The 24,165-nt window shown below is 67.6% G+C and carries 20 protein-coding genes and 2 pseudogenes; 15 read left to right on the top strand and 7 right to left on the bottom strand.

Annotated elements, in window-relative coordinates:
- Positions 1–40 precede the first annotated feature (40 nt).
- A complete protein-coding gene (locus ACIA03_RS21540) occupies positions 41–607 on the top strand; it encodes a type III effector (protein WP_396986280.1) in 567 nt (188 codons plus the stop codon).
- 116 nt (positions 608–723) lie between these two features.
- On the opposite strand, the gene ACIA03_RS21535 is transcribed toward ACIA03_RS21540, so the two are convergent.
- Positions 724–1,890, bottom strand: coding sequence for a Fic family protein (locus ACIA03_RS21535; protein ID WP_396986278.1), 1,167 nt, complete (start codon positions 1,888–1,890; stop codon positions 724–726).
- A gap of 111 nt (positions 1,891–2,001) precedes the next feature.
- Here ACIA03_RS21535 and ACIA03_RS21530 point away from each other — a divergent pair, with 111 nt between their 5' ends.
- The 3 genes from ACIA03_RS21530 to ACIA03_RS21520 all read left to right on the top strand — a co-directional run bounded on the left by ACIA03_RS21530 (position 2,002) and on the right by ACIA03_RS21520 (position 6,643).
- Positions 2,002–2,952 carry a metallophosphoesterase gene (locus ACIA03_RS21530; protein ID WP_396986276.1) on the top strand — a complete coding sequence of 317 codons (951 nt, stop codon included), beginning with the start codon at positions 2,002–2,004 and terminating at the stop codon, positions 2,950–2,952.
- A 96-nt stretch (positions 2,953–3,048) separates the two neighbouring features.
- Positions 3,049–4,296, top strand: coding sequence for a serine hydrolase domain-containing protein (locus ACIA03_RS21525; protein ID WP_396986274.1), 1,248 nt, complete (start codon positions 3,049–3,051; stop codon positions 4,294–4,296).
- A gap of 88 nt (positions 4,297–4,384) precedes the next feature.
- Positions 4,385–6,643 carry a hypothetical protein gene (locus ACIA03_RS21520; protein WP_396986272.1) on the top strand — a complete coding sequence of 753 codons (2,259 nt, stop codon included), beginning with the start codon at positions 4,385–4,387 and terminating at the stop codon, positions 6,641–6,643.
- 14 nt (positions 6,644–6,657) lie between these two features.
- On the opposite strand, the gene ACIA03_RS21515 is transcribed toward ACIA03_RS21520, so the two are convergent.
- Together ACIA03_RS21515 and ACIA03_RS21510 are read right to left on the bottom strand one after the other, a co-directional pair.
- Positions 6,658–7,293 (bottom strand): response regulator, encoded by a 636-nt coding sequence (locus ACIA03_RS21515; RefSeq protein ID WP_396986270.1) that lies wholly within the window; start codon positions 7,291–7,293, stop codon positions 6,658–6,660.
- The gene (locus ACIA03_RS21510) at positions 7,286–8,509 is read right to left on the bottom strand and encodes a sensor histidine kinase (protein ID WP_396986267.1); all 1,224 of its coding nucleotides are present in this window, start codon (positions 8,507–8,509) and stop codon (positions 7,286–7,288) included. Before ACIA03_RS21510 ends, ACIA03_RS21515 begins: the two co-directional genes overlap by 8 nt.
- Before the next feature lie 160 nt (positions 8,510–8,669).
- Here ACIA03_RS21510 and ACIA03_RS21505 point away from each other — a divergent pair, with 160 nt between their 5' ends.
- The 6 genes and pseudogenes from ACIA03_RS21505 to ACIA03_RS21480 all read left to right on the top strand — a co-directional run bounded on the left by ACIA03_RS21505 (position 8,670) and on the right by ACIA03_RS21480 (position 16,320).
- On the top strand, positions 8,670–9,665 hold the full coding sequence (locus ACIA03_RS21505) for an SMP-30/gluconolactonase/LRE family protein (RefSeq protein ID WP_396986265.1): 996 nt from the start codon (positions 8,670–8,672) through the stop codon (positions 9,663–9,665).
- Positions 9,662–10,177, top strand: a pseudogene (locus tag ACIA03_RS21500) (ankyrin repeat domain-containing protein); the annotation flags it as partial. The gene ACIA03_RS21505 and the pseudogene ACIA03_RS21500, both read left to right, overlap by 4 nt.
- Positions 10,141–10,491: pseudogene (locus ACIA03_RS21495) on the top strand (hypothetical protein); the annotation flags it as partial. The pseudogenes ACIA03_RS21500 and ACIA03_RS21495, both read left to right, overlap by 37 nt.
- A 93-nt stretch (positions 10,492–10,584) precedes the next feature.
- Positions 10,585–10,929, top strand: a complete 345-nt coding sequence (locus tag ACIA03_RS21490) for an ankyrin repeat domain-containing protein (protein ID WP_396986658.1) — start codon at positions 10,585–10,587, stop codon at positions 10,927–10,929.
- Between the two features lie 285 nt (positions 10,930–11,214).
- On the top strand, positions 11,215–12,294 hold the full coding sequence (locus ACIA03_RS21485) for a hypothetical protein (protein WP_396986263.1): 1,080 nt from the start codon (positions 11,215–11,217) through the stop codon (positions 12,292–12,294).
- A gap of 465 nt (positions 12,295–12,759) precedes the next feature.
- Positions 12,760–16,320, top strand: coding sequence for a P-loop NTPase fold protein (locus tag ACIA03_RS21480; RefSeq protein WP_396986261.1), 3,561 nt, complete (start codon positions 12,760–12,762; stop codon positions 16,318–16,320).
- Between the two features lie 499 nt (positions 16,321–16,819).
- Here ACIA03_RS21480 and ACIA03_RS21475 read toward each other — a convergent pair whose 3' ends face one another.
- Positions 16,820–17,158 carry a hypothetical protein gene (locus ACIA03_RS21475; protein ID WP_396986656.1) on the bottom strand — a complete coding sequence of 113 codons (339 nt, stop codon included), beginning with the start codon at positions 17,156–17,158 and terminating at the stop codon, positions 16,820–16,822.
- Positions 17,061–17,528, bottom strand: coding sequence for a TetR/AcrR family transcriptional regulator (locus ACIA03_RS21470; RefSeq protein WP_396986259.1), 468 nt, complete (start codon positions 17,526–17,528; stop codon positions 17,061–17,063). Before ACIA03_RS21470 ends, ACIA03_RS21475 begins: the two co-directional genes overlap by 98 nt.
- A gap of 172 nt (positions 17,529–17,700) precedes the next feature.
- Here ACIA03_RS21470 and ACIA03_RS21465 point away from each other — a divergent pair, with 172 nt between their 5' ends.
- The 5 genes from ACIA03_RS21465 to ACIA03_RS21445 all read left to right on the top strand — a co-directional run bounded on the left by ACIA03_RS21465 (position 17,701) and on the right by ACIA03_RS21445 (position 20,797).
- Positions 17,701–18,555, top strand: a complete 855-nt coding sequence (locus ACIA03_RS21465) for a transcriptional regulator (protein ID WP_396986257.1) — start codon at positions 17,701–17,703, stop codon at positions 18,553–18,555.
- On the top strand, positions 18,552–19,127 hold the full coding sequence (locus tag ACIA03_RS21460; RefSeq protein ID WP_396986255.1) for a class IV adenylate cyclase: 576 nt from the start codon (positions 18,552–18,554) through the stop codon (positions 19,125–19,127). The genes ACIA03_RS21465 and ACIA03_RS21460 overlap by 4 nt, the downstream gene beginning before the upstream one ends.
- 107 nt (positions 19,128–19,234) lie before the next feature.
- The gene (locus tag ACIA03_RS21455) at positions 19,235–19,588 is read left to right on the top strand and encodes a hypothetical protein (RefSeq protein ID WP_396986643.1); all 354 of its coding nucleotides are present in this window, start codon (positions 19,235–19,237) and stop codon (positions 19,586–19,588) included.
- Positions 19,589–19,613: 25 nt separating this feature from the next.
- Entirely contained in the window at positions 19,614–20,093 is a 480-nt protein-coding gene (locus tag ACIA03_RS21450) for a hypothetical protein (RefSeq protein WP_396986253.1), read from the top strand.
- Between the two features lie 47 nt (positions 20,094–20,140).
- Positions 20,141–20,797 carry a YdcF family protein gene (locus tag ACIA03_RS21445; RefSeq protein WP_396986251.1) on the top strand — a complete coding sequence of 219 codons (657 nt, stop codon included), beginning with the start codon at positions 20,141–20,143 and terminating at the stop codon, positions 20,795–20,797.
- Between the two features lie 42 nt (positions 20,798–20,839).
- On the opposite strand, the gene ACIA03_RS21440 is transcribed toward ACIA03_RS21445, so the two are convergent.
- Positions 20,840–22,075: a class I SAM-dependent methyltransferase gene (locus tag ACIA03_RS21440; protein ID WP_396986249.1), complete on the bottom strand. Its 1,236-nt coding sequence runs from the start codon at positions 22,073–22,075 to the stop codon at positions 20,840–20,842.
- Complete coding sequence (locus ACIA03_RS21435; RefSeq protein WP_396986247.1) at positions 22,075–24,081, bottom strand: FAD-dependent oxidoreductase; 2,007 nt, start codon at positions 24,079–24,081, stop codon at positions 22,075–22,077. The genes ACIA03_RS21440 and ACIA03_RS21435 overlap by 1 nt, the downstream gene beginning before the upstream one ends.
- Positions 24,082–24,165: the final 84 nt, after the last annotated feature.

Here is a 24,165-nt window from a genome sequence, read left to right as displayed (position 1 = left end):
CGTGATGTTTCAATTCGGATTGATCGATGAAAGGTACGAAATGAACAAGAAGACAGGGCTGCTCCGCCGCGCCGCGGCCGTCGCCGCCTTCTCGGGTGTCGCAGTCGCACTGACCACGGGGACCGCCACCGCGGACGACGGCACCCACCACAACCGCACCGAGGCCGAGTGCATCAAGGAGAACTCCTCCGGCGCCTCCGACCTCTCGCCCTCGAGCCAGAAGGCCTGGGCCGGCTTCATCTGCGGCACCGGTCAGGCGACCGGCGGCGCGGCCCGCATGGTCTCCGGCGCCTGGGTCGGCGCCCCGGGCCTCATCCTGATGGGTGCCACCGGCGACGACCTGAGCCCCGCGCAGAAGAAGGCCTGGGTGAACTGGGACGGCGGCGCGCACCAGGTCGGCAACGGTGCCGCCATGGTCGTCTCCGGCACCTACGTCGGTGCGCCCGGCATCGTCATGGACAAGATCATGGGCGGCGCCATGCCGTCCGAGCTCTCGGACCGCGAGATGGACCAGGTCTCGTTCCTGCTCCCGATGGAGAACCCGGCTCTCGACGGCCTCCCCGTCGACCAGGTTCCGAACCCGCTGGGTCCGCTCGGCACCTTCTGAGAGATATGACGATGGCCGAGTGATCACCCCCTACCGACTGCTCGGCAACGTCCCACAGGTGGCCCCGGGCGTGCACATGTGCACGCCGGGGCCACCTGCACGTTCTGCACAGACCCTCAGTCGTACGCCAGCGGCTCCTCGATCACGTCCATCACCGCCCTGGCGAGCCAGTAGTGGCGGCCACCGCGGCCCGATCGGCCGGCAGCCTCGATCCATCCGCGCCGCTCGGCATCCTGGATCAGGTTGCGCGCGCCCTGGTTGGTCAGGCCGGTCGCGTCCTGGACGCGCCTGACGGTCAGGTAGGGGTTGGCGAACAGCAGCGTGACCAGCCCGGACAGGTTGGCGCGTGAGGTGGCGGCCTCGTCGAGATAGCCCTCGCGCAGCGCGACCAGGCGCTCGGACCTGGTCGTCGCGTCCTCGGCCGAGCGTCGCACCGCGGTGAGGAAGAACTGCAGCCACTCCTGCATCTCGCCGCGCTCCCGGACGCTCTGCAGCCGCTGGTAGTAGGTCTGCCGGTGGGCCTCGATGTAGCCCGAGAGGTAGAGCAGCGGCGTGGTCATCCGCCCTTCCTCCATCAGCATCAGGTTGATCAGCAGCCGCCCGATACGCCCGTTGCCGTCGAGGAACGGGTGGATCGTCTCGAACTGGTAGTGCATCAGCGCGCACCGCACCAGCGTCGGGGACAGGTCGGGGACGTTGACGTACGCCTCCCAGTCGGCGATCAGCTCCGGCAGGTCGGCCGGGAGGGGCGGGACGTACGCGGCGGTGGTGGGGTCGTCGGTCGGCGAGCCGACCCAGACCGGCATCCGCCGGAACTCACCCGGGTGGCGCTCCTGGCCCCGGACCCCGGTCAGGAGGGTCTTGTGGAGCGCGAGGACGAGCCGCTGGCTGAGCGGCCAGCTCCTGATCAGCTCGAAGCCCTGACGGGTCGCGGCCAGGTAGGCCCTGACCTCGGCGACGTCCTCGCTCTTCGTCGCCTGACCGCTGGCCTCGTCCTGGAGGACCTCCTCGAGGGAGGTCTGGGTGCCCTCGATCCGGGAGGAGGCGACCGCCTCCCGGGTCAGGTAGGGCCCGATCAGCAGCTCGGGATCGTGGATCAGCGCGCTCACGCCCTGGAGCCGCCCCAGAGCGGCGTCGGCGTCGGAGAGCGCCTTGACCGTCAGCGGCTGTAGGGGCAGGTCACGCGGGATGTGAGCGGGCCGGTAGTACCAGTAGGCCCACTTGTTGCCCGGCTCCCGGGTCGCCCTGCCGAACTGCGGAGCGTCGTACCTCTCCGGATCCATGACCGGTCAACTTACCACTCAGGTGGTGTTTGAGTTGGAAGTTGTCAGGAACTTCCCAGTCGGACTTGGGAGTTCCCCGGCTACCTCCAACTCCGGCCTAGGCTGGAGATCGTGCAGTTCGGTCAGTATCCCTCTCCCCGTCATACGATCGCCCACCTCTCCGACCCCCACCTCTATGCCGGGGACCGGCGGATCTTCGGCAAGGTGGACCCCGAGCCCGGCTTCGAGAGGGCGCTGGACCGGCTGCGCGGGATGACCACCCCACCGCAGGCGATCGTCTTCACCGGCGACCTCGCCGACCTGGGTGAGCGCGATGCCTACGTACGCCTCAAGAAGCAGGTCGAGCCGGTCGCCGCGGATCTCGGGGCCGAGATCATCTGGGTGATGGGCAACCACGACGAGCGCGAGGTCTACTCCGAGGTGCTCTTCGGGTCGTCGTCGGGCGAACCGCAGGACCGGGTCTACGACGTCGACGGGCTGCGGATCATCGCTCTGGATACGACCGTGCCGGGCTGGCACCACGGCGACCTCACCGAGCCCCAGCTGGAGTGGCTGGCCGAGGTGCTCGCCGAGCCGGCGCCGCACGGCACCCTGCTCGCGATGCATCACCCGCCGGTCCCGCTCCCCCTCAACGAGGCCAGCGTGATCATCGAGCTCGACGGCCAGGATCGGCTCGCGCCGGTGCTGGAGGGGACCGACGTACGCGCCGTTCTCGCAGGTCACCTGCACTACTCGACCAGCACCACCTTCGCCGGCATCCCGGTCTCGGTCGCCTCCGCGAGCTGCTACACCGCCGCGCCCGCGACCCTCGACCGCTACTCCGCCTCCGTCGACGGCCACCAGGCGATCTCGCTGGTCCACCTCTACGACGAGGGCGCCGGCGGCGTCCCCGGCGCCCCGGTCGTCCACACCACCGTGCCCATCGGCGAGGCGCCCGAGGTCGCCGGCTTCCCGTCCTCTGTGCTCGCGAAGCTGGAGGCGATGACCCCCACCGAGCGCCGCGACCTCTTCTCCCGCAAGGGCAAGGCCGCCCGCGCCCTGCGGCGTCAGCTCCGAGACTGACGAAGGTCAGCCTCGATCTCCTACTCGAGGCTGATGTGGGCGTACGTCCGGGCCCGGAACGATGGCTGCGAAACGTCAACGACGACAGGAGCAGCCATGTCTCGGACCCTCGTCCGCACGAGCACCGCAGCGATCGCCGCGGTGCTCCTCCCCCTGACGGCCGTCCCGGCCGCGTACGCCGAGCCTGATCCCGCACCAGCGGCGGTCGCGCCGGACCCGACCGCGCTGACCCGCGAGGCGACCGCGATCGCCGAGCGGGCCGCCGCCGAGCAGCAGGGGCTCCGGGCCCGGTCGGCCACTCCCACCGCCGCCGACCTCGACCGAGCCGTCGACGCGATCATCGCCGACGGTGCCGTGGGCGTCACCGCTCGGGTAGAGACGCCCGATCTGGTGTGGGCGGGGGCGGGTGGCGTACGCGAGGTGGGGAAGAAGACCCCGGTCCGGCCCGGTGACCGGTTCCACATCGCCAGCAACACCAAGACGCTGATCGCGGCCCTGGTGATGCAGGAGGTCGAGCGCGGCGGCTGGACCCTGGACACACCAGCCAACGACGTGCTCCCGGGGACGTTCCCCGACGGCGTGACGATCAAGCACCTGCTCAGCCACACCTCCGGCGCTCCGCGCGGGCCCGAGGAGGTCCTCTTCGACCGCATCGAGGACCCGACCTCGTGGGAGCAGTCGATCGACGCACTCAGGCAGTACTACTCCGAGGCCGAGCACCTCGCCTTCATGCGCGACGCCGGCTGGCTCTTCGAGCCCGGCACCGACTTCTCCTACTCCAACTACGGCTACGTCGCGCTCGGGGTGATGCTCGAGAAGGAGACCGGGGAGCGGGTCGAGGATCTCGTACGCGACCGCGTGCTGAAGCCGGCCGGCATGCGTCGGAGCGCCTACCCCACCGATGCCCGCAACCGCGGTCCGTTCCTCGAGGACGCGGGCTGGTTCGGCGGCCGGTGGCGGCCGATGACCGACCTGCACCCGAGCATCTTCCACGCGGCCGGCGCCGCGACGAGCACGACCGAGGATCTCGCCGACCTCAACGAGTCGCTCCTGACCGGGCGGCTGGTCAGCCCCGCTTCGGTCGAGAAGATGCTGCCGCCGATCGCGGGCAGCGCCGACCCGGACTACGGGTTCGGGATCTATCGGGTCGCTGACCCGTGCAACCCCGGCGAGTATCTCTACGGTCACGACGGCGCCCACATGGGTGCCCAGTCGATCAGCTGGGGCTCGCCCGACGGCACCCGTCAGATCACGCTCGGCTGGACCGGCCGCAACTGGGACAGCACCGACCCGATCTACGACCTCGGTCTGCTTCTCGAGCCGATGCTGCTCGCGACCTGCTGAGATGCCGGGCGCCGGTGTCGACACCGAGCTCGGCGAAGTTTCGACGGGCGGTGGCCCACCAAGGACGTTAACGCTAACATTCCCCGCCATGCCGGACGTACGCCATCTGCTCCTGCGGGCGTTCGTCGTCGCGACACTCGCCTCGGTCGCCGTACCGCTCGCCGATGCCCCTGCCCGGGCGGCGACGAACATCACCGACAGAGTTCGGGCGAACGAGAACATCGAGCTGGCGGGCGATGCGACCATCACGCTCGGCGAGGGCGAAGAGATCGTCTACGGCGGCGTCATCTCCGGTGTCGGCACGCTGACGGTCACCGGGCGCGGCAAGCTCACCGTCACGGCGGACAGCGACTTCCAGATCCCGGAGAACCGCCGGCGGCAGCGGCTCGAGATCCTGGGCGAGCAGAACCACCCGTACGCCACGGTGCGCGATCCCGATCCCCCGGCCGTCACGGTCGAACAGGGCGCGACGCTCCAGTACGGCGACGGAACCGGCGGCACGACCGGCCGGATCGGCCACTACCCGTACGATTATCCGAACTTCGCCTGGAACGCCCTCAACCACCGCGTCGACGGCACGCTGATCGTCGCGGTCGCCGGGCCGTCGTACCACCCGGGCATCCTCTCCGGCGGCGGCGTCCTGAAGCAGCCCCGTTTCATCTGGGACGGTGTCGAGCTGGCCGGGGACCACCCGTTCTCGGGCACCATCGTCGACGGCACCTTTGCCAAGGCCAGCAGCCGGGAGCAGTACCGCACGTCCCTCCCGAACGCGAAGTTCGTCAACTACGGCACGTTCCAGGTGGACACGCCGCACGACTACGACACCGTCCTCGGGTTCGACGTCTGGTCCCGCGAGTGGGGGAACGACATCAACTTCTACGGCGCCCCGGACGGCAGCCGGGTGATCATGTCCGGCGTCTACTCGTGGAGCGACCAGGGCACCGAGACCGACCCCCGGCTCTCGGACGCCGGCCTGAACTGGCGGCCGGTGCCGAAGAACATCAACAAGCGCGGCGTGAACATCCAGGGCGCGATCGTCCAGTGGGGCGACGGCACGCACAACCGGTTCTTCCTGCCCGGAACGCGCGAGACCATCTACATCAACCTGTACTCGCGGCGGGCCCGCGGCCACCTCATCTTCGACTACAACGGGCCCGTCACGCTCGGCGCGCCGATCTCGGGCGGCGTCTTCCACGACACCATGGCCGCCGTCGCGGTCGGGGACGTCACCGTCGCCGGCACGCCGGGCAACGACGTCACCTTCGCCGACCAGCAGAACTACGACGGCACCACCACGATCGAGCGCAAGGCGAAGCTGCGCCTGGGGACCGGCAAGCCGGGCGAGGACTCCTGGCTGATCACCGGGACCGCAGGCTCGCGGATCGTCGACAACGGCAAGCTCGTCGTCCACAACGCGAAGCGGGCCGTCGAGCTCTCCAAGATCTCCGGGACGGGCTCCTTCCAGCAGGCCGGCCCGGCGCCGGTGAGGTTCACGGGCGACGTCACCTACACCGGTCGCACCACGGTGTCGGGAGGGAAGCTCGTCCTCGCAGGCGGGAGCCTGGCCAGCTCGTCCGGCGTACGCCTCACCAAACCGCGGGCGACCCTCGACATCGGCAGGGCGGGCGACCAGACCGTCAAGAACCTCAGTGGTGTCGCGGGCAGCGCCGTACGGCTCGGCGACTCCACCCTGACCGTCAAGAGCACCAAGGACACGACGTTCGCCGGCGCTGCCCGGGGAGGCGGCGGCCTGGTGAAGGCCGGTACGGCACGGCTGACGTACTCGGGCACCAGCAACGCTCGCGGCCCCTGGGAGGTCGCCGCCGGGACGCTGGTGCTGAAGCAGGCGAAGGTCGCCGGGGACCTGGTCGTCGACACGGCGCTCGGCGTCAGCGGCCCAGTCGCGGTGGGCGGCGACGTGACGCTCCGTCAGACGTCCACCCTTCAAGCAGGTACGGGCAGCCACCTGGAGGTGGGCGGCGACGTCGCCTTGGCGGGCGCCGAGCTCTCCGTCGGCCACGAGCCCGGCGCCGCCCTGCCACAGGAGATTCCGATCATCACCTCCCGAGGGCGGGTCAAGGGGACCTTCGCGGGCCTCGACCAGGGCGACCCGGTCGACGTCGGAGGCACTGCGTACGAGATCACCTACACCGACCGCCGCGTACTGCTCTCCACTTCCGAGCCCACCGCGGCCACCGCGGAGAACGGCACCGTCGAGCGCCCGTCCGCCCGATGGATGGTCTACCTCGCGATCGGACTCGCCACGGCCGCGCTGGCTGTCATCGCCTTCCTCGTCGCACGACGACGCCGCCGAACCCCTCCGCCGCACGACGCAGATCGTTCGTGACGCCAGGGCTGCCGTCAGGGTCGCAGGATGCGGCGCTCGATGGCCGTGGCGACGGCGCCGGCGCGGGTGTCGACACCGAGCTTGGTGTAGATGTGGGAGAGGTGCGACTTGACCGTCGCCTCGCTGACCAGGAGCTCGCGGGCCATCTCCTTGTTGCCCAGACCTTTGGCGAGGAGCCGCAGGATCTCGACCTCGCGCGGGCTCACCTTCGGTGCCGGCGAGGCGGCCCGCTGCAGCAGCCGGGTGGCGACCGACGGTGCCAGCACAGTCTCTCCGCGGGCGGTGCCGCGGATGGCCCGGAACAGCTCGTCGGGCGGCGCGTCCTTCAGCAGATAGCCGGCCGCACCGGCGTCGACGGCCTCGAGTACGTCGGCCTCGGTGTCGTACGTCGTCAGCACGAGCACCTGTGGCGGCGACGGCAGGTCGCGGACCAGTCGGGTCGTCTCCGCCCCACCCGGTCCGTCGCCGAGGCTGAGGTCCATCAGCACCACGTCCGGCTTCGTCTCGCCGACGACCGCGACCGCCTGCGCCGAGTCGGCCGCCTCGCCGACGACGTCCAGGTCGTCCTGGGCGCTCACCAGGGCGCGTACGCCTGCCCGGACCACCGGATGGTCGTCGACCAGCACCACCCGGATGTGTTGCTCAGCCACGACGTTCCTCCCCCTGGGTGGTTGCTGTCTGTCCGGCCGCGAACGAGGCCGCGACCACCGTGCCCTCGCCCGGCGCGCTCTCGATGACCAAGTCTCCACCCAGCAGCCGGGCGCGGGCCCGCATCCCGGCCAGGCCGTGTCCGCGCAGCCCGTCCGACTCCTTGAGTGCGGCCGGGTCGAAGCCGGCCCCGTCGTCGCGTACGTCCAGGGCGACCCCGCCCTCGTGGAAGGTCAGGGAGACGACCGCCGTGGACGCGCCGGCGTGCTCGGCGACGTTGGCGAGAGCGCCCCGCAGGGTGCGGACGACGGCCGTCGCGACCCGCCCGCCGACCTCGTGCGGGTCGCCGTGGACGTGGACCGGGACGGCGAGCCCGGTGGTGGCGGCGACGTCGTCGGCGACCTGGCGTACGGCGGTGACCAGGGCGGAGCCGCCGGCGAGCTCCGCGGGGGCGAGGTCGCGGACGACCCGGCGTGCCTCGTCGAGCGAGGAGCGGGCCATCGTGGCCGCCTGGTCGACGTGATCGCGGGCGTCGGCCGGGCGCGAGTCCCACTCCTGGTCGGCGGCCTGGAGCAGCAGGTTGATGCTGGTCAGGCCCTGGGCGACGCTGTCGTGGATCTCCCGGCTCAGCCGCGCTCGCTCGGCCACGACACCGGCTCGCCGCTCGGCGTCGGCGACCTCGTCCTGGGCCGCCTCGAGCTCGTTGAGGAGTAGGCGACGGGTCGCGGCGTCGCGCTCGAGAGCGCGGTAGGCGGTCACCGCGAGCACCGCGACGCAGACCGGTCCGAGCAGCACGGTCGGGTCGGCCAAGCCGGTCATCCGGCTCCAGGCGACCGCGACGACCGCGACCAGGAACACCGTGACGGCCACCGCCCAGCGGAACGGCAGCACCCGCAGTGCCAGGAAGACCAGCGGCACCGCCGCCCACGAGAACGACGGCGCGATCAGCGCCAGCACGGTCCAGCAGGCGACCACCGCGGCCAGCCAGACGACCGCGGCCGTGCCGGTGAGACGCCGGCCCGCTGCGTACGCGATCAGGAGGAGGGCGGCGCCGGGCAGCACCACCTCGGCCCGGTCACCGAAGCCGTGGCCCTGGAGGTAGCGCGCGGCCGAGGCGATGACGAGCACCACCAGTGAGATGTGGAGCCAGCGGTCGAGCATCGTCTGGCCGGCCAGGATCCCACCGGCTCGAGGGCGGAGCGCAGCATCGGTCGACATGGTCGTCCCAGGCTAGGCCGGTCGCGGGGCCCGGGCATCATCCGATCGGCTATCCGGGGTGTCGCCGGACGGCTATCCAGGGGTCGCCGGTCGCCCGATGTCCAGGCCCCTCTCCGACGGCGATGGTTGATGCATCAGCCACAACCGGAGGAGAACCACCATGCGTACGTCCCGAATCGCCGCCCTCGCCGGGCTGGCCGGCCTGGCCGCCTCGGCCACCCTGTCCTTCACCGTCCTCGGCACGGGTACCGCGGCCAGCGCCGCGGAGGGCAACAGCCGTCCGGCGAGCTACCTGCTCGAGGGCGACCCGTCCGCCCAGGGCGGCTCGAAGTTCGAGGGCATCGGCGTCGACCAGGAGTCGGGGACGTTCTACGTCAGCGAGGTCACCGGCGGCGAGATCCAGCGCGGCACCGCCGACCGGGTCCAGGCCGAGGAGTGGCTGGCCGGCGACGGCACCGACGGCCGTTACACGGCCCGCGGGATCACCGTCGACGACGAGGGCCGGATCTACATCGCCGGCGGCCCGAACGGTACCGGCAACGACCGCCCCGACCTGTGGGTCTACAGCCCCTCGGGCGAGCTGCTGGCGGCGCTTCGCGTCCCCGACAACGACGCGTTCCTGAACGACGTCGCGATCGGACCCGACGGCGCTGCGTACTTCACCAACTCCAACGACCCGACGATCATCCGGGTCGCCGAGGGTGCCTCCGGCTGGGAGGCGACCGAGTGGGCCGACGGCAGCTCGCTGATCACCCGGCAGGAGGGCTTCAACCTCGGCGGCATCGTGACGAGCACGGACGAGTCCGCGTTCGTGGTCGCCCAGGGCAACACCGGCCAGCTGTGGCGCTTCGACATCGCGACCGGTGAGGTCAGCGGGATCGACACCGACGGCGCCGACCTGCGCAACGCCGACGGCCTGATCCGGCAGGGCCGCGACCTCGCGGTGATCCGCAACTTCGACAAGCAGATCGTGCACCTGGAGCTGAACCGCTCCGCGACCTCGGCCGATCACATCTCGTCGCGGGCGACCGATCCGGACCGCGTCTTCACCACCGGCAAGCTGCTCGACGGCCGGATGCTGCTGGTCGACAGCCACTTCGACGAGCAGACCGCGCAGGGGCCGTACGAGATCGTCACCGCCAGGATGCCGCGATGACGCTGTTCACATCTGTGCGGCCACACCTGCGGTGGTCGATGGCCGCCGCGGCGCTGACCGTACTTCTGGCAGGCTGCGCCGCGACGCCGTCAGAGACCGCCCAACCGTCACCGTCGACCTCTGCCTCCCCCAGCGCGACCGCGCCGGCGACCACCACTCCCGAGGAGCAACAGCGGATGAACGAGCAGCTGATCAAGGCAGCGTGGGACAACGACGTCGCCCGTGCCCGCGAGCTGATCGAGGCCGGCGCGGACGTCAACTACGCCGACGACACCCAGCAGAGCGCCTACCTCATCGCCGCGAGCGAGGGGTACGTCGACCTGCTCGATCTGACCCTGCGCAACGGTGCCGAGATCGACGCCAAGGACTCCTACGACGGCACCGCGCTGATTCGCGCCGCCGAGCGCGGGCACGCCGACATCGTCGGGCGTCTGGTGCAGGCCGGCATCGACCTCGATCACGTCAACAACCTGGGCTGGACCGCGCTGCACGAGGCGATCGTCCTCGGCGACGACGGGCCGGATGCGGCCGACACCGTGCGTGTGCTCGTCGCCGCTGGCGTGGACATCAAGATCCCGGCCGGCCGGGACGGGAAGACCGCTCTCGAGCACGCCGAGGAGCGCGGGTTCGACGCGATCGTGTCGACGCTGCTACGGCTTCCTCCGAGGTCGCCGACGGTGATGCCCAGCTCCTGCGTTCCGCTTCAGCGGGCGATGCGGACTCGGCCGCGGCGGCCCTCCGCAGCGGCGCGGATCTGGAGGCGAGGGACGGCAACCGGCGTACGCCGCTCCTGCTCGCGGTCACCGACGACCACCTCTCCACGGCTCGTCTGCTCGTCCACCTCGGTGCCGACCCGGACGCCCTCGACGGCCAGCACGACACCCCCTGGCTGGTCACCGGCGTCACCGGGAGCGTCCCGATGGCCGAGCTGCTGCTCACCGCCGACCCGGACCTGACCGTCCGCAACCGGTACGGCGGCGTCTCGATCATCCCCGCGAGCGAGCGCGGCCACGCGGACTACGTGGAGCGGGTCGCTCGCACCGAGATCGACATCAACCACGTCAACGATCTCGGATGGACCGCGCTCCTCGAGGCCGTGATCCTCGGCGAGGGATCCGACCGCTGGCAGCGGATCGTCACCAGCCTGCTCGAGCACGGCGCCGACCCGAGCATCGCCGACCGCGACGGCGTGACCCCGCTCGAGCACGCCCGCAACCGCGGCTTCACCGACATCGCCCGCATCATCGAGCAGCACGGCGGCTGATCGACGACCGCCGTCCCAGAGCTCGAGGCCTGACCGGTTCCCCCGCCGGTCGGGCCTCGACCATCCCCGGCCACCGCAATGGGAGCGGACTGTTGTCTGGCTGTGTTCGGCGGTGTTCCACCATCTACAGACGTTCACGTCCCCGGCACGTCGTCGCTCGCAGCGCTGACGATGCGGAGAAGCGGCGGACCGAAGGTGCAATCGACGAGGGCTGGCTCCTCGCCCGGGCTGATACTGGTTGAGGAACGGCCCACAGAGGCGCGACGTATGCGGCATGATCGGCCCGTGTCGATGACCAAGCAGAGCGTGGACGCCTTGGTCCAAGCAGCCGTCAGCAACCTGCGAGCTGGTCGGGCGGTGGAAGACGATGCTGGCCTTGAACTGAAGGAACGTTGGCCCGACCCAACGACAAGGGCACGCCAGCTGGCAGCGGCGGCGAACGCGCTCGGCGGTGAAGCGCTGGTGTATGCGATCGGAGTCAACGACAAGAACGGCGACGTCACTACGCCGGAGAGGCGAGAAGTCCAGGATTGGTGTGCGCAACTTGCGAAGCAATTTGATCAGATTGCACCAGAGCTGCTCTGGTCCCAGACCGTCTACGTCGGCGACGACGCCGATTCGATACAGGTTCTGGTATTCGATACCAGCGATTTTCCCTATGTCGTGAAGGCTCCCGAGAATCGATTTGAAGTACCCTATAGAAGAGGCACCGCAACGCGGAGTGCCCGGCGAAGTGATTTGGTTCGAATGCTCTCTTCGCGGACACGCGTCCCGCCAATCGCCATCGCCGAGGCGAAGGTCTGGTTTCGGGCTTTTGATGACGCGAACTCAGGAATTCGGATCACAGGGGCGATTGAGGCCGATATATTCATTGAGCAGGCTATCGGTGAGGTTGCAACTCTGCCGATTCGTGATATGCGTGCCAGGATCGCTGTTAACGACGTTCATATTCCTGCCGACGTTGAAGTGAGGCAGCTCGGTGAGCGATGGTCAATAAGAAGGCGCGGGGAACCGTATCCTCCGGAGCCGATTCCGCCCGCCTTGGGTGTTTACGCTCGAGATGGATTCGTTGTAGCGACGGCTCCGGGCGAGTTTCAAGTTTCTTCCAGAGTCACCCTCCCGTCCGCGGACGCTCCAGAGGCGTTGAAACAGCCGCAGACGATCCTCGAGATGAAAGACATTCTTGGAGCCGCCGACGAGATGCGCGCTGACCTTGCGCTCAGAGTTGTTGGCGCTGAGAGACTCGTCAGAGTCTCTGCCTCTCTGGTTCGGGTTGACGAGGGAAACTCGTCTAAGGTCGCACTCGGCACGTGGGAGTATGCGGTAGTCGCCGTTGACCCGTGGACAGAGGACGATCAGCCGTAGCCTTCGGACAACTACCTAGGCTGCCCATCGGGGCGGGTCGGCGCACAAGCGTGAGCTCGTGGGTGCTGTGCCCGGTTGCCTAGATTCGCCCGGACCAAGTTCCCCACACGAGCGACCCGGCGGCTTTCGCGATTCGACTCGGAAAGTCATTGCCGCTTGGGGGGGGGGGCACCGACGACTCTGGGTTGTATACCTCGACGTCCAAGGAGAAGGCAGGTAGTCGGCCGCCCTCCTCGTAGGCCCGCGCATGCCGCCGTCGGTCATACCGCATTTGGGGTACGCAGGTGGCTGCGCCTTGAATTCGCCTGCGGAGCGCCCGTGCTCAGGGGCACCATCGGATCCACTCGGTTGCCATGCGCGGCGCCTAGATCACTACTGCGAGATCCCATACTTTGGAGGCTCGTTTGAGAGGGGATGAGCGTGGCTGGTTGGCGGGCGCATGCGCAAAGGCCGCAGGCATCGACGTTGAGTGCTGGCGCCGACCTGATCCTCGATGCTGCCTTGAAGGAGCCAGGGCAGGACCGGTTCGATCATGAAGCGATCGCAGGAGTTGTCGCTGACCTGGCCCTGAATGCCACACCTCCTGTCAACATCGCGCTTTTCGGTCCCTGGGGATCCGGAAAGTCCAGCTTCTTTGGTTTGTTGAAAGATCGTCTCGACGCGTCCGACCAATCTGTTAAGGTCGCGACCTACGACGCGTGGAAGTACGGTGGGCGAGCCCTTAAGAAGCATTTCGTTGGAAGCGTTGCCGAGCAGTTAGGTCTTGGCGGCGACGACTTCGACGAAAGGCTTGCACATGGGCAGGAAGACTCCAAACTCGACCTTTGGAGTTGGGCCTGGGGCAACAAGGGATCATTGGCAATCGGCGCCGTTATGGCGATTGTGTTCGCGCTCGTCTGGTTCCTCCTCGTCAGTGTTGCTATCTGGATTGTCAACTGGGATGCCGGCTTTGGCAAGGCTACACAGGTCGCTGTCACAACTTTGGGTACCGTTCTTTCTCTCGGTTTCGCGGCGTTATTGTTCGGACCAAGAATCCTGGAATCAGCCGTAGTTAAAGTCAAGGAGGCTGCGCCAGAGACGGACGATGAGTTTGCTAGGTCCTTCCAGCGACTAGTGGCCCGCGCGATCAAGTTGGACAAGGGTGATCGCCTAGTGGTTTTCATTGACGAACTCGATAGATGCAGTCCTAAGGATGTAGTAGCAACTCTTATAGACCTCAAGACATTCCTCGATGTCAACGGTTGCGTCTTCGTCGTCGCTGCGGATCGTGAAGTGCTTGAGCGATCCCTTCGGGAAGTGCCGCAGGCAAACCCTGTTCGGGACGAAGATCCGTACTACTCGACTCCGGGCGCCTTCCTCGACAAGATCTTCCAGCACCAGATCCCGCTTCCGCCGCTCCGTCCGCAGGCGTTGACTCGTTTTGCTCGAGAACTCGTGGAGGCCCAAGGTGGGCTGTGGGCCGATCTGCGTGCAGCCCAGGAAGACGAACGCCTCTTCCTTCGTGTCGTCTACGGACTGGTTCCCGTGCATGTGCGTAGTCCGCGCCGCGTGAAGGTGCTGCTGAACAACTACGCGACCAACGTTCGGATTGCCCAGTCGCGAGGCGTTTCCTGGTTGCGGCGAGCCGAGGAACTCGCCGTATTGACGGTCCTCGAAACTGAGTTTCCCGCCGTTGCGTCGGATCTCATCCGGTTCCCGTCTCTACTTAGATATCTGCGCGACCCCGGCCTCACGGCTAGGTCGAAGAACGCGAGGACGATCGTTGAGTCCTACTTCAACCTTCTAAAGGAGCGTGGAACTCCAGGGGCCGACGACGCCACCGGGTCACCTGTCGCAGGCGACCTGCTCGTCGACGACGACAAGGCCGCTGGGCGGAGGGCAAACAAGGTGTTAGTCGAGAACCTGCTCACCTATCTGCGGAAGATCGAGGCTTCCGGGATCGACGACCCGAAACCCGACCTGTTGTACCTTCAGTCGGCCGGTGCTCAGGAAGGAATCGACGACCCGGACCTTGCCGAAGTGATCGACTTCGCCGCGGATTACAGTGCACTTGATGTCGTCGTGAAGTTTGCTGATCAACCGTCAGCTGTCGTGGCGACGGCTATTCGTCTCCTTTCACAGCAGGCCGATGCAGAGCGGGGCCCGGGGCGTCTCGCCATCACTGAGTCCGTGTGCCGTCTAACCGAGCAACTCGACGCCGCCGACGCCCAGGCAATCGCACCGCTGGTTGCAGGAAGCGTTCTGGCCGAGAGTGGCAACCCAGATTGGCCGACGGACGCAACACCAGGAGCGCTTATCCTCGGCGTCATCGGCGCGTCGAAGCCGCTAGTCGAAGCTCTCCTCACTAGTCAAAGCGCCGACGTGATGGCCAAGGCCGGCGTTCTTGGGCGCATCGCCTCGGTTCTTATGTACGCCAGCGAAGAGCAAGCCGAGCTTGTTTACGATCTTCTCCGATCTGCGTACTATCTCCACCCCGAGCCGCTGCATGACGCGATTCGGACGACGCCGGCAGAAGTCGCGCGAGAATTGTGGAATAACGTTGAAGTGACGGTCACTGAGGCCCTCACGAAACTCGCCCAGCAGGCGGACCCAGCTCAATTGGCTTCGTCTGGAGATGCTGCTCCTGCCGAAACGGCCGTTGAGCGGTTCGGAGCACTCCTTACCGCTGCCGAGAGTCGGACTGACGGTGAGTCGGAGCACATCATTTCCAACGTCCTGAGGCTGGGCCAAGGCTCAAGCGACAACGACCTACGCAAGTCGGCCAGCGACCGCGCCGAGGAAGCGCTTGACCGGATCGCGGATACCGCAGCGGTGAACGTGCACGCCATGCTTGGACTCCGGTACTCACCACTTGAGGAAGCCGCATGGTGGGCAGAGCGCCTCTCCGAGGCCGTACCGGCGCCAGATGGGTACATGGTCTTCGAGCGCCTTGTAGACGCCTTAGCAACCTCGGAAGGCGAGGGCACAGATACCCTCGCCGCGGCCATCCCCGCAGTAATTCCCCATGTACCGGAGGATGAACTGTCGGACGCGCAGCACTGGATTGCAGTCGCGCTGGGTCGGACCCCGTGGGCAATCCTCGGGACGGCCACTGCGAGGAACCGCGCGGCTTTGTACGCGGTCGCCGCGGCAGTGCGGCCTCGCCTTACCGACGAGGATACGGAGACCCTCGACTTTGCCATCGCAGCAGACCTTGTGGGCGGCTTGGCCGTCAGCAACGAGGAAGTGCACGGCAACGAACAGCGCAGCCTTGTCAAGAATGTCCCTGAACCCGTTGCCGTCGAAGTCGAGCACCTAGCTGTGGGGCGAACCCTCACTCCCGCCGACACCGTGCCCACACTTCGACTGAGGATCGCCGCCGCAGGACGGGGCTCGGGCGGCGTCATTGCTTCTGCGGACGTTCTCGCAGCCAAAGGCCTCGACGGCGACAAGCTCGCGTTCGGCGATTGGCTCATGCTCAACCCGACAATGCCGGAGGCCCTGCAGGTCCTAGGGAAGATTGCCGTCAGCATCACTGCGTTGGACACCTACGCCAAGGGGCTCAACATCGAGGATCGGACGACTCTCTGGATTGATCTCGCAGGGCGTGAGGAAAATTGGAGCCAGGCCGCGTTTCGGGCAGTCGGCAAGCACGGGCTGAGTTCCGAAGCCGTCAAGTTCGCTGCGAAGGAGATCTCGGCATCCCCGAACCAGAATCGCCGGGACGTTCTGATTGATCGACTCGAAGCAGCGACGTTGATCGAGCAGCCTCAACACAGGGCGGCAACCGACTTGGTTCTCCAGTTGTTGGATACGGGGGTTGGTGGCGACATCGCACTTGCTGCTCGGGTCGCAGTCCATACGGGTGGGGCGGCGTACGGCAAGACCGTTCAAGTCCGGGAAGCTTTCGATGCCGTCGTCGCTGCCAAGCCAAAATCGCTCACCAAGGCACAGCAGCTGAGACTGCAAAGCATCAAGCTCATGTCGGAGCCAAAGCGCTCGAAGGGGCTTCTCGGAAGACTTGGCGGGCAGAGCAAGCGCCCGTGAGTCAGAGGAGCCCGGGCGCGGGCGTTCGACCTGTGGATTGGAGTCGTAGGTCTCGAAGAGCGGCAGCGACGGGGCGCGACGGATCTGTGACTGGATCCGTGACTGAGACGAGTGCGACAGGTAGAGACGGTCCGCGGGAAATGGGGACGTGACTAGGTGAACGGGCGAGACGCACGAGCCCGAGACGACCGCTATGCGACCCGTGAGACGTGCCCAGGGCTACTGCTACTCATGACCCAGAGATCACGGGATTCCTGTTGTGAGGTCCTTGGCCAGAGGGGCTGGGTGTCGAGAGCTTGCATATCCCGGAAGTTTCCACATCTGCGTCCCCCGCTGAGCGGATCTGCAATGATTGTGCAGCTCGCAGGGGGGGTGTGTCCGGCGCTCTGTAAATCCGTCGGCCTTCGAGGCTCAAACCCTTCATCTGCCACACGTGTCTCGCCATGGATGTTGCGGCAAGCGGGTGCCTGTCGCGGGAGTCACGGGTGCGGTGAGTCCTCTACGCGCCGGCGAAGTCGTCCGCCTCACTATCATCAAGCTGGCACAGGACGGTGTCGGCTGTCTTCACGACCACCTTGATGCGGGCGTCGTCGACCCCGCAGAGCTTCAGGCACGACGAGGCCATCCAGACCTCTTCGTCAGTCCCCACCAAGCGATCTGACGCCCGAATCCCGATGACCTCCTCCACCGTGTGGACCAACTTCTGCCCCAGGCGAGCCGGCCCCACCAAGTCCAGCAACTCAAACGTCGCGACACATGTCGCCAGGCGGGCATAGGTGGCCGCCAGGTCGTCGCGGACAGCGATGAACTCCTCGAACCCCTCGACCTGGGCGACCATCGACAGCGAGATAGAGCAGCCCGACGTTGTGAGGAGCCCGCGTTAGGGTCCGTACGTCGGTGAGCGCCAGGAGATACAGAGCCGTCTCGGGGTCGTCGGCTAAGGACTCGATCCGAGCCATGGCCTCCACGGTCGGCCGGATCGTCTGACTCAGCAGCTCGGTTACGATCTCGCCCTTGCCATTGAAGTGATAGTAGAGCCAGGCCTGTCGAATCCCTACCGCGTCAGCGATCTCCCGAGTCGACGTCGCGGCGTACCCCTTGCTCGTAAACAACCGAGCCGCCACCTCAAGGATCTGATCCCGTGGCGAGCCTGCTAACTGGGCGGGCACGAGGCGGGGCCGACCAACGGCTCGCGGGGTTGTTGTCATCGCTCGGGTCTCCTCCGTGGCTGCTGGAATGCCCCAACCGCGATGCCTTGGAGGCGCCGTGGCCGGGGCAACTGCCACGTTGCCCGCGGAGACGACACCGCCTCGATCCCTTCGCGTATATCTCACCGTGAGATAACTTGGGCGCGTCGGGACAGAGTTGGAGGAGGACGGGATGGTCATCGGCTCGGATCCAGTGGCGATGCCGTCGTGGGCTTGGGAACGGCCCGAAGTGCGCGAGGCGCTGGTCGGTCGTGACATGGGCGGTGTGTTCCGTGCCATGCAGCAGTACGGCGGGTTGAGCCAAGCACGGATCGCGTCGGCGACAGGCCTGTCGCAGTCAAGGGTGAACGAGGTCATCAACGGCCGACGCGAGATCACCAAGCTCGACGTGTTCGAGCGGGTCGCCGACGGGTTGGGGATTCCAGCCGAGAGCCGACGCATCCTGGGACTCGCGCCCGCCCGAAGGCCCGGGCAGCGCGACCCTGCAGATCTCTCGGCCTATCCGGAAGTCGTCAATGTCTACCGCGACCAGGGGTTCGCACGCGAGGAGATCGCGGCCCAGCTAGAGATCACCTCGAACGTCGATGTCCTTGCGATCCGCGGACTCGGCCTACTCGGGCTCAACGACTCGCTGCTGCGCTCGCGTCTGACCGGAGGAGGTCCGACCAACGTACGTATCATGCTCCTCGATCCTGACTGCGAGGCGACAGCCGCCAGGGCAGTAGAGGTGGGCGAGAGCCCGCAGGAGTTTGCTGCGGGTATTCGGATGACCATGTCCCGCCTGGAGGGGCTTCCCGGCGTGCAGGTCTATCTCTATGACCAGATGCCGGTGTGGCGGGTGATCAGGCTCGATAACGTCATGTTCGTTTCCACCTTCGGCACCTGGGAAGGACACGAATCAGCGATGTACAAGATCATCGCCACTCCCCGCGGCCCTCTCTTCCACGGGCTCATGCGGCACATCGAGGCCCTGACCACGCCGCCTGCAGCAACTGGGTCAGCAGAACACGGGAAGGCGGAACGATGAGTGGACTCATCGAGGTCGAACTGAAGGCCAGGGTCGACGACGTCGGCCACGTTCGGGCCGAGCTCGAACGACTCGCGCCCGGCGTCGAGGAGACCTACCACGACACCTACTACGACCTTCCCGACGAGGCCCTCACCGCCCGTGACCAGGAGCTTCGGGTCCGGACCGTGGCCAATGACGCCGGCAGCCGTTCCCTGCTGACGTTCAAGACCGCTCCCGTCGAGGAAGCCTCGGGGTCGAGACCCGAGCACGAGACCGAACTTGCCGACCCGGCCGTTGCCGACACCGTGCTGAAAGCACTCGGGGCGGTGGAACTGATCTCGCTCCGCAAACTGTGCCGCAACCATCGGTTCACCGCCGAGAATCGTGAGGTTCTGGCGACCCTTGTCGAGGTGCCCGAGATCGACGGCACCTACCTGGAGGTCGAGACGCTGGCACCGGCCCACGAGGTCGACGCCGGTCTGAGCACCATCCGGACCATCCTCGCGAGGCTCGGGATCGGTGAAGGAGACCTCACCAACGAGACCTACACCGGAGCAGTCGCCGCCGCCCGCCAGCGCGACATCGGATAGGTCACGAAGTGGAGCCCAAAAGGCTTCATGATGGAGGGACTTCCTCAGGTACTTGTTGTCTGGCCGGACGGCGCCGAGAGGGACCAGTGAAGGAGAGGACTTTGTCGGTGGAGCACGGACGTGTCTTTCGAGAGGCATGGATTGCCGGAGTCCGGAAGCACTACCCTGGTGACCCCAAGCCGGGCTACGTAGCCCCGTGGGAGGACACGCCGGACTGGGAACGCGCGAGTGCGGCGGCGGTCTACGAACAGGTCCGTGATTTCGTCGACACGTCAGGTGGCGCGACGACCAAGCTCACGCGCGAGCAGAAGGGCCGTTTCGTCGCGCTCTGCTGGATCGGGCAGATCTTCAAGCACTTCCCGGACCCGAAGCCTTCCTATGTCGCCGACTGGGACGACATGCCCGAGTGGCAGCGCGAGACGGACGCGGATATCTTCGAGCGAATCGAACACGGGGCTTAGCCGAGAAGCTGTGGGCAGGAGCACGATGAAGATCGGCATCACCGGCCACTCGAACCTCAGCGCAACTACTGAGACGTCGGTCCACAAAGCGGTCCGCGATGTGCTCGATCTGTATTCGGCGGAGGGCATCACAGGGGTGACCTGCCTAGCCAAGGGAGCCGATCAGGTCTTCGCACAGGTGGTTCTGGAGGTCGGCGGCGACCTCGTGGTAGTGCTCCCTTCACCGAACTACCGGGACAAGAAGGTCAAACCGGCCAACCGCGAGAAGTTCGACGAACTGCTGTCCAGAGCATCCGAGGTCGCGTATCAACCCTTCGACGTGCCCAACCGTGACGCGTACATGGCGGCGAGCGAGGAACTGGTCTCCCGTAGCGACCTGGTGATCGCGGTCTGGGACGGACAGCCCGCTGCCGGTCACGGCGGGACCGCTGATGTCGTCGCGTACGCCCGCGAGCAGGGACGCGACGTCGTCATCCTGTGGCCGGACGGCGCCGAACGCGAATGAGTGCGCTGGGTCATCCCGCGATGTCCGAAGCCGAGAAGGAGCCTTGCATGATCGACACCCCTGCGGCGAGCCAGATCGATGACGCTCGGAAAATCTGGGACTACCACCAGATGGGACACCAGCTTCGACCCTGTGACGTGGCGATCGGACTCGGTAGCCACGACTTGAGCGTCGCAGACCACGCCGCTGCGCTCTACCACAAGGGTTTGTTCGAACGGCTCGTCTTCAGCGGAGCCAACAGCCCGACCACACAGGCCCGTTTCCCGCGCGGGGAGGCGGTCCACTATCGCGAGCACGCGATGCGTCTCGGGGTCCCGGACGAGGCCATCATGATCGAGCCCGAGGCCGCCAACACCGGTCAGAACATCTCGCTGTCTCGGGCACTTCTCGCCAGCGCCGACATCCTGCCCACCACGGTCATGTTGATCTCCAAGCCGTACATGGAACGCCGTGCGTACGCGACCACCCGCCTCGCCTGGCCCGGGGTCGAACCGATCTGTACTTCCGCGCCGCTCGAGCTCGAGGCGTACATCGACTCCATCGGAGACGCTCGCCTGGTCCTCGACATGCTCGTGGGCGACCTCCAACGGGTCATCGAATACCCCAAGCAGGGTTTCGCCATCGAGCAAGACGTACCGGAGCCGGTCCGCGAGGCCTACCAGCGACTCACTGACGCCGGTTACACCTCACGCCTCATGAGTTGACCATGGCAACCTGCGCGAGCCGCTAGCCAAGCAGGTCGAGGATCATCGGACCTCATCCCGGGTGAACGTGAGCTGCTGGACGTCGATGTAGCCGGCCGCGAACCCGGCCCGGGTGTACTCCAGGTAGAAGTGCCACATCCGCAGGAAGGTTTCGTCGAACCCGAGCGCCCGGACCTCGGGGGCGTGCTCCCACAGGGCGAGGTCCCAGCGCCGCAGGGTCTCGGCGTAGTGGGGGCCGAAGGAGAGCCGGCTGCGGACCCGGAGCCGGGTGTGCGCCTCGGTGACGCCGGTGATCGCCTCGGTCGAGGGCAGCAGCCCGCCGGGGAAGATGTACTTGGTGATCCAGGTCTCGGTGTTCCTCGTGGCCAGCATCCGGTCGTGCGGCATGGTGATCGCCTGGATCACCGCGGTGCCGCCCGGGGCCAGGACCTCGTCGATCTTCGCGAAGTAGACCGGCCAGAACCGCTCCCCCACCGCCTCGATCATCTCGACCGAGACCACCGCGTCGTACGTCCCGTCCACGGCCCGGTAGTCGCGCAGCTCCACGTCCACCCGATGGGCCAGACCGGCCGCGCCGATCCGGCGCCGCGCCAGGTCGGCCTGCTCGACCGAGAGGGTCACCGTGGTGACCTGGGCGCCACGAGCGGCGGCCCGCAGGGCGAGCTCGCCCCAGCCGGTGCCGATCTCGAGCAGCCGAGTGCCCGGGCCGACGCCGGCTTCGTCGAGGATCCGGTCGATCTTGCGGTGCTGCGCGATCGCCAGGTCCTCGGTGGAGGGAAGCGAGGAGAACAGCGCCGAGGAGTAGCTCATCGTCGGGTCGAGGAAGAGCGCGAAGAAGTCGTTGGAGAGGTCGTAGTGGTGCCCGATGTGCTCGCGCGCGTTCTCCGGGGTGTTCAGGTCGGTGGCGCCGCGGCGACGCTCGTAGACCGCGCCCGCCTTCTGTGCCCATCCGGGCAGCAGATCCCTGACGTCGCGGCACAGCACGGTCAACGTGTCACCCAGCTCCGGAGCGTCCCAGGCTCCGGTCAGGTACGCCTCACCGAAGCCGATCAGCCCGTGCCGGCTGATCCTGGCGTAGAACTCCTCGGGCCGGTGCAGCACGATGTCGGCCGGGCTGCCGTCCTCGCTCACGCTGATACCGAGCCGACTCGTGGCGGTCCGGAACAGGGTGGCCGCGGCGGCCGCGGCACCTCGGGTCACCAGGCCGGTGGGCGCCTTCTCCAGCATCGGCCAGCGATCGGCCTCCACGGCCGGGGCGGTGGGTGCTTCGACGGTCATCATCGGACTCCTTCTTGATGGTGCAGCGGCCGGCTGTGAACCGGCAGGCGTCGTAGCCACAGCGCTACGCCGTGGATGCGGATCCAGACCGCGCCGAGCAGCGCGGCGGGAGCGGAACGGAGCACGGCCCCGAAGCGAGGTTCGACCCGGACGCCACGGACGGCGGCGTCGAAGACGGTGCCGTCCTCGTTGGTCAGACGGACGGCGACCGCGAGCCGGTCGTCGGGTGGTGGCACCGTCAGCGTGTAGTGGCCGTCGACGCCGTGGAAGGGCGAGACGTACATATCCTTCGTGACCCGCGCCCGATGCTGCTCGTCGGGGCGGACGAGGTAGGCGTGCCGGTCGCCGTAGGTGTTGTGCACCTCGACGACGGTCGCCAGCGGCTCGCCCGAGACGGCGGTGCACCAGTAGACGCTGATCGGGTTGAAGCAGAACCCGAACGCTCGCGGCTGCGCCGCCAGCAGCACCCTTGCCTCGCCCAGGTCGACGTCGTGGAGCTTCAGGAAGGCCGCGAGGTTCTCCCGGATGGTGCGCTCCGGGTCGCCCAGGTGGTCGCGGGCCTCGAAGCGGCCGAGGATGCCGTGGTCGGGCAGCCGGTCGACGTCGACCACGCGCCAGTACGAGCGGTGCACGAACCGGTTCCGCAGCGGACCGCGCCGGGTGTGGCTGATCGTGGTGCGGTAGAGACCGGTCGCGACGTCCCCGGGCCGCTTCGTGGGCTTCGTCCAGCGCAACCCCAGCCGCTGCGCCGCCCGAGCCCCGGAGCGGGCGCCGTCCTCGTGGAACCCCCAGCCGCGCCAGGCGCCGGCGAAGACCAGCGCGTCGGAGTCGAGCTCGTCGGCGCGCTGCTGGGCCGCCACCGACTCCGGGGTGTAGAGCGGGTGCTCGTACTCCATGGTGGCGATGACCTTGTCCGGGTCGATCAGGTCGGCGCCGCCGAGCGTGACCAGGTGACGTACGCCGCCGGGAGCCGGCAGCCGCATCAGCCGGGTCAGGTCGTAGGTGACCGTGACCTCGCCGCGGCCCGGGCGCTCCAGGTAGTTCCACGACGACCGGGTGTGCTCGCTGCGCGGCAGCAGGCTGGTGTCGGTGTGCAGCTGGGCCTGGTTGGCGGAGTACGGGAACGCGCCCAGGATCTCCCGCTGCGCGTCCGTGGGCTCGCCGAGCATCGCCAGCGACTGCCCGGGGTGGGTCGCGAGCACGGCGGCGTCGTAGACCTCCGTGTCTCCGTTGCCGTCGGTGATCTCGACACCGGCACCGGTCTCGGCGACGTTGACCACCTTCGTCGAAGTCAGCACCCGGCCGCCACGGGCACGGATCGCGGCGGCGACCCGCTCGACGTACGTCGCCGATCCGCCGGTGACCGTGCGCCAGCGCGGTGAGCCGAAGACCTGCAGCATGCCGTGGTGGCTGAGGAACTCGAAGAGGTAGCGAGCCGGATAGCTCAGCGCCGTGGCGGGGTCGCAGGACCAGACCGCGGCGACCAGTGGAGCCATGAAGTGGCGGCGGAAGTGCGGCGTGAACCCGTGCTCGTCCAGGAACTCCTCGAGCGTCCGGTCGTCGGGCTCACCCTCGGCGAGCAGTGCCCGGGCCGCACGGTGGAACCGCGGGATCTCGGCGAGCATCCGCAGGTGCGCCGGACGCAGGGCCCGCCGGTCGGGCAGCCCGCCGCGGATCCCGCGCGCGCCCGCGTACTCCACGCCCGCGTCGTCCGAACGCACCGACATCGACATCTCCGAGACCTGCGTCGGCACGTCGAGCTCGGCGAAGAGCCGCAGGAGCGTCGGATACGTACGCCGGTTGTGCACGATGAACCCGGTGTCGATCGCCAGCTCGCTCCCGTCCGGCGTGGTCACCCGGTGGGTGTCGGCATGGCCACCGAGCCTGTCGTCGGCCTCGTAGAGCGTGACCGCGCCGTGCAGCGACGCGATGTACGCCGCGGTCAGGCCGGCGACACCGCTGCCCACCACGGCGATCCGCCGGCGTTCGGGGTCGGGGGTGCTCATCGGGCTCCTCGGGGGTCGAAGGGGCGACCGGCGCGGAGGCGCCGTCACCCGGTCTTCGGTCACCGAGGCGAATCGGATTTGCTG

It is taken from the genome of Nocardioides sp. NPDC051685 (assembly GCF_044453405.1).
Taxonomy (GTDB): domain Bacteria; phylum Actinomycetota; class Actinomycetes; order Propionibacteriales; family Nocardioidaceae; genus Nocardioides.
This window is presented reverse-complemented; position numbering and strand designations above follow the sequence as displayed.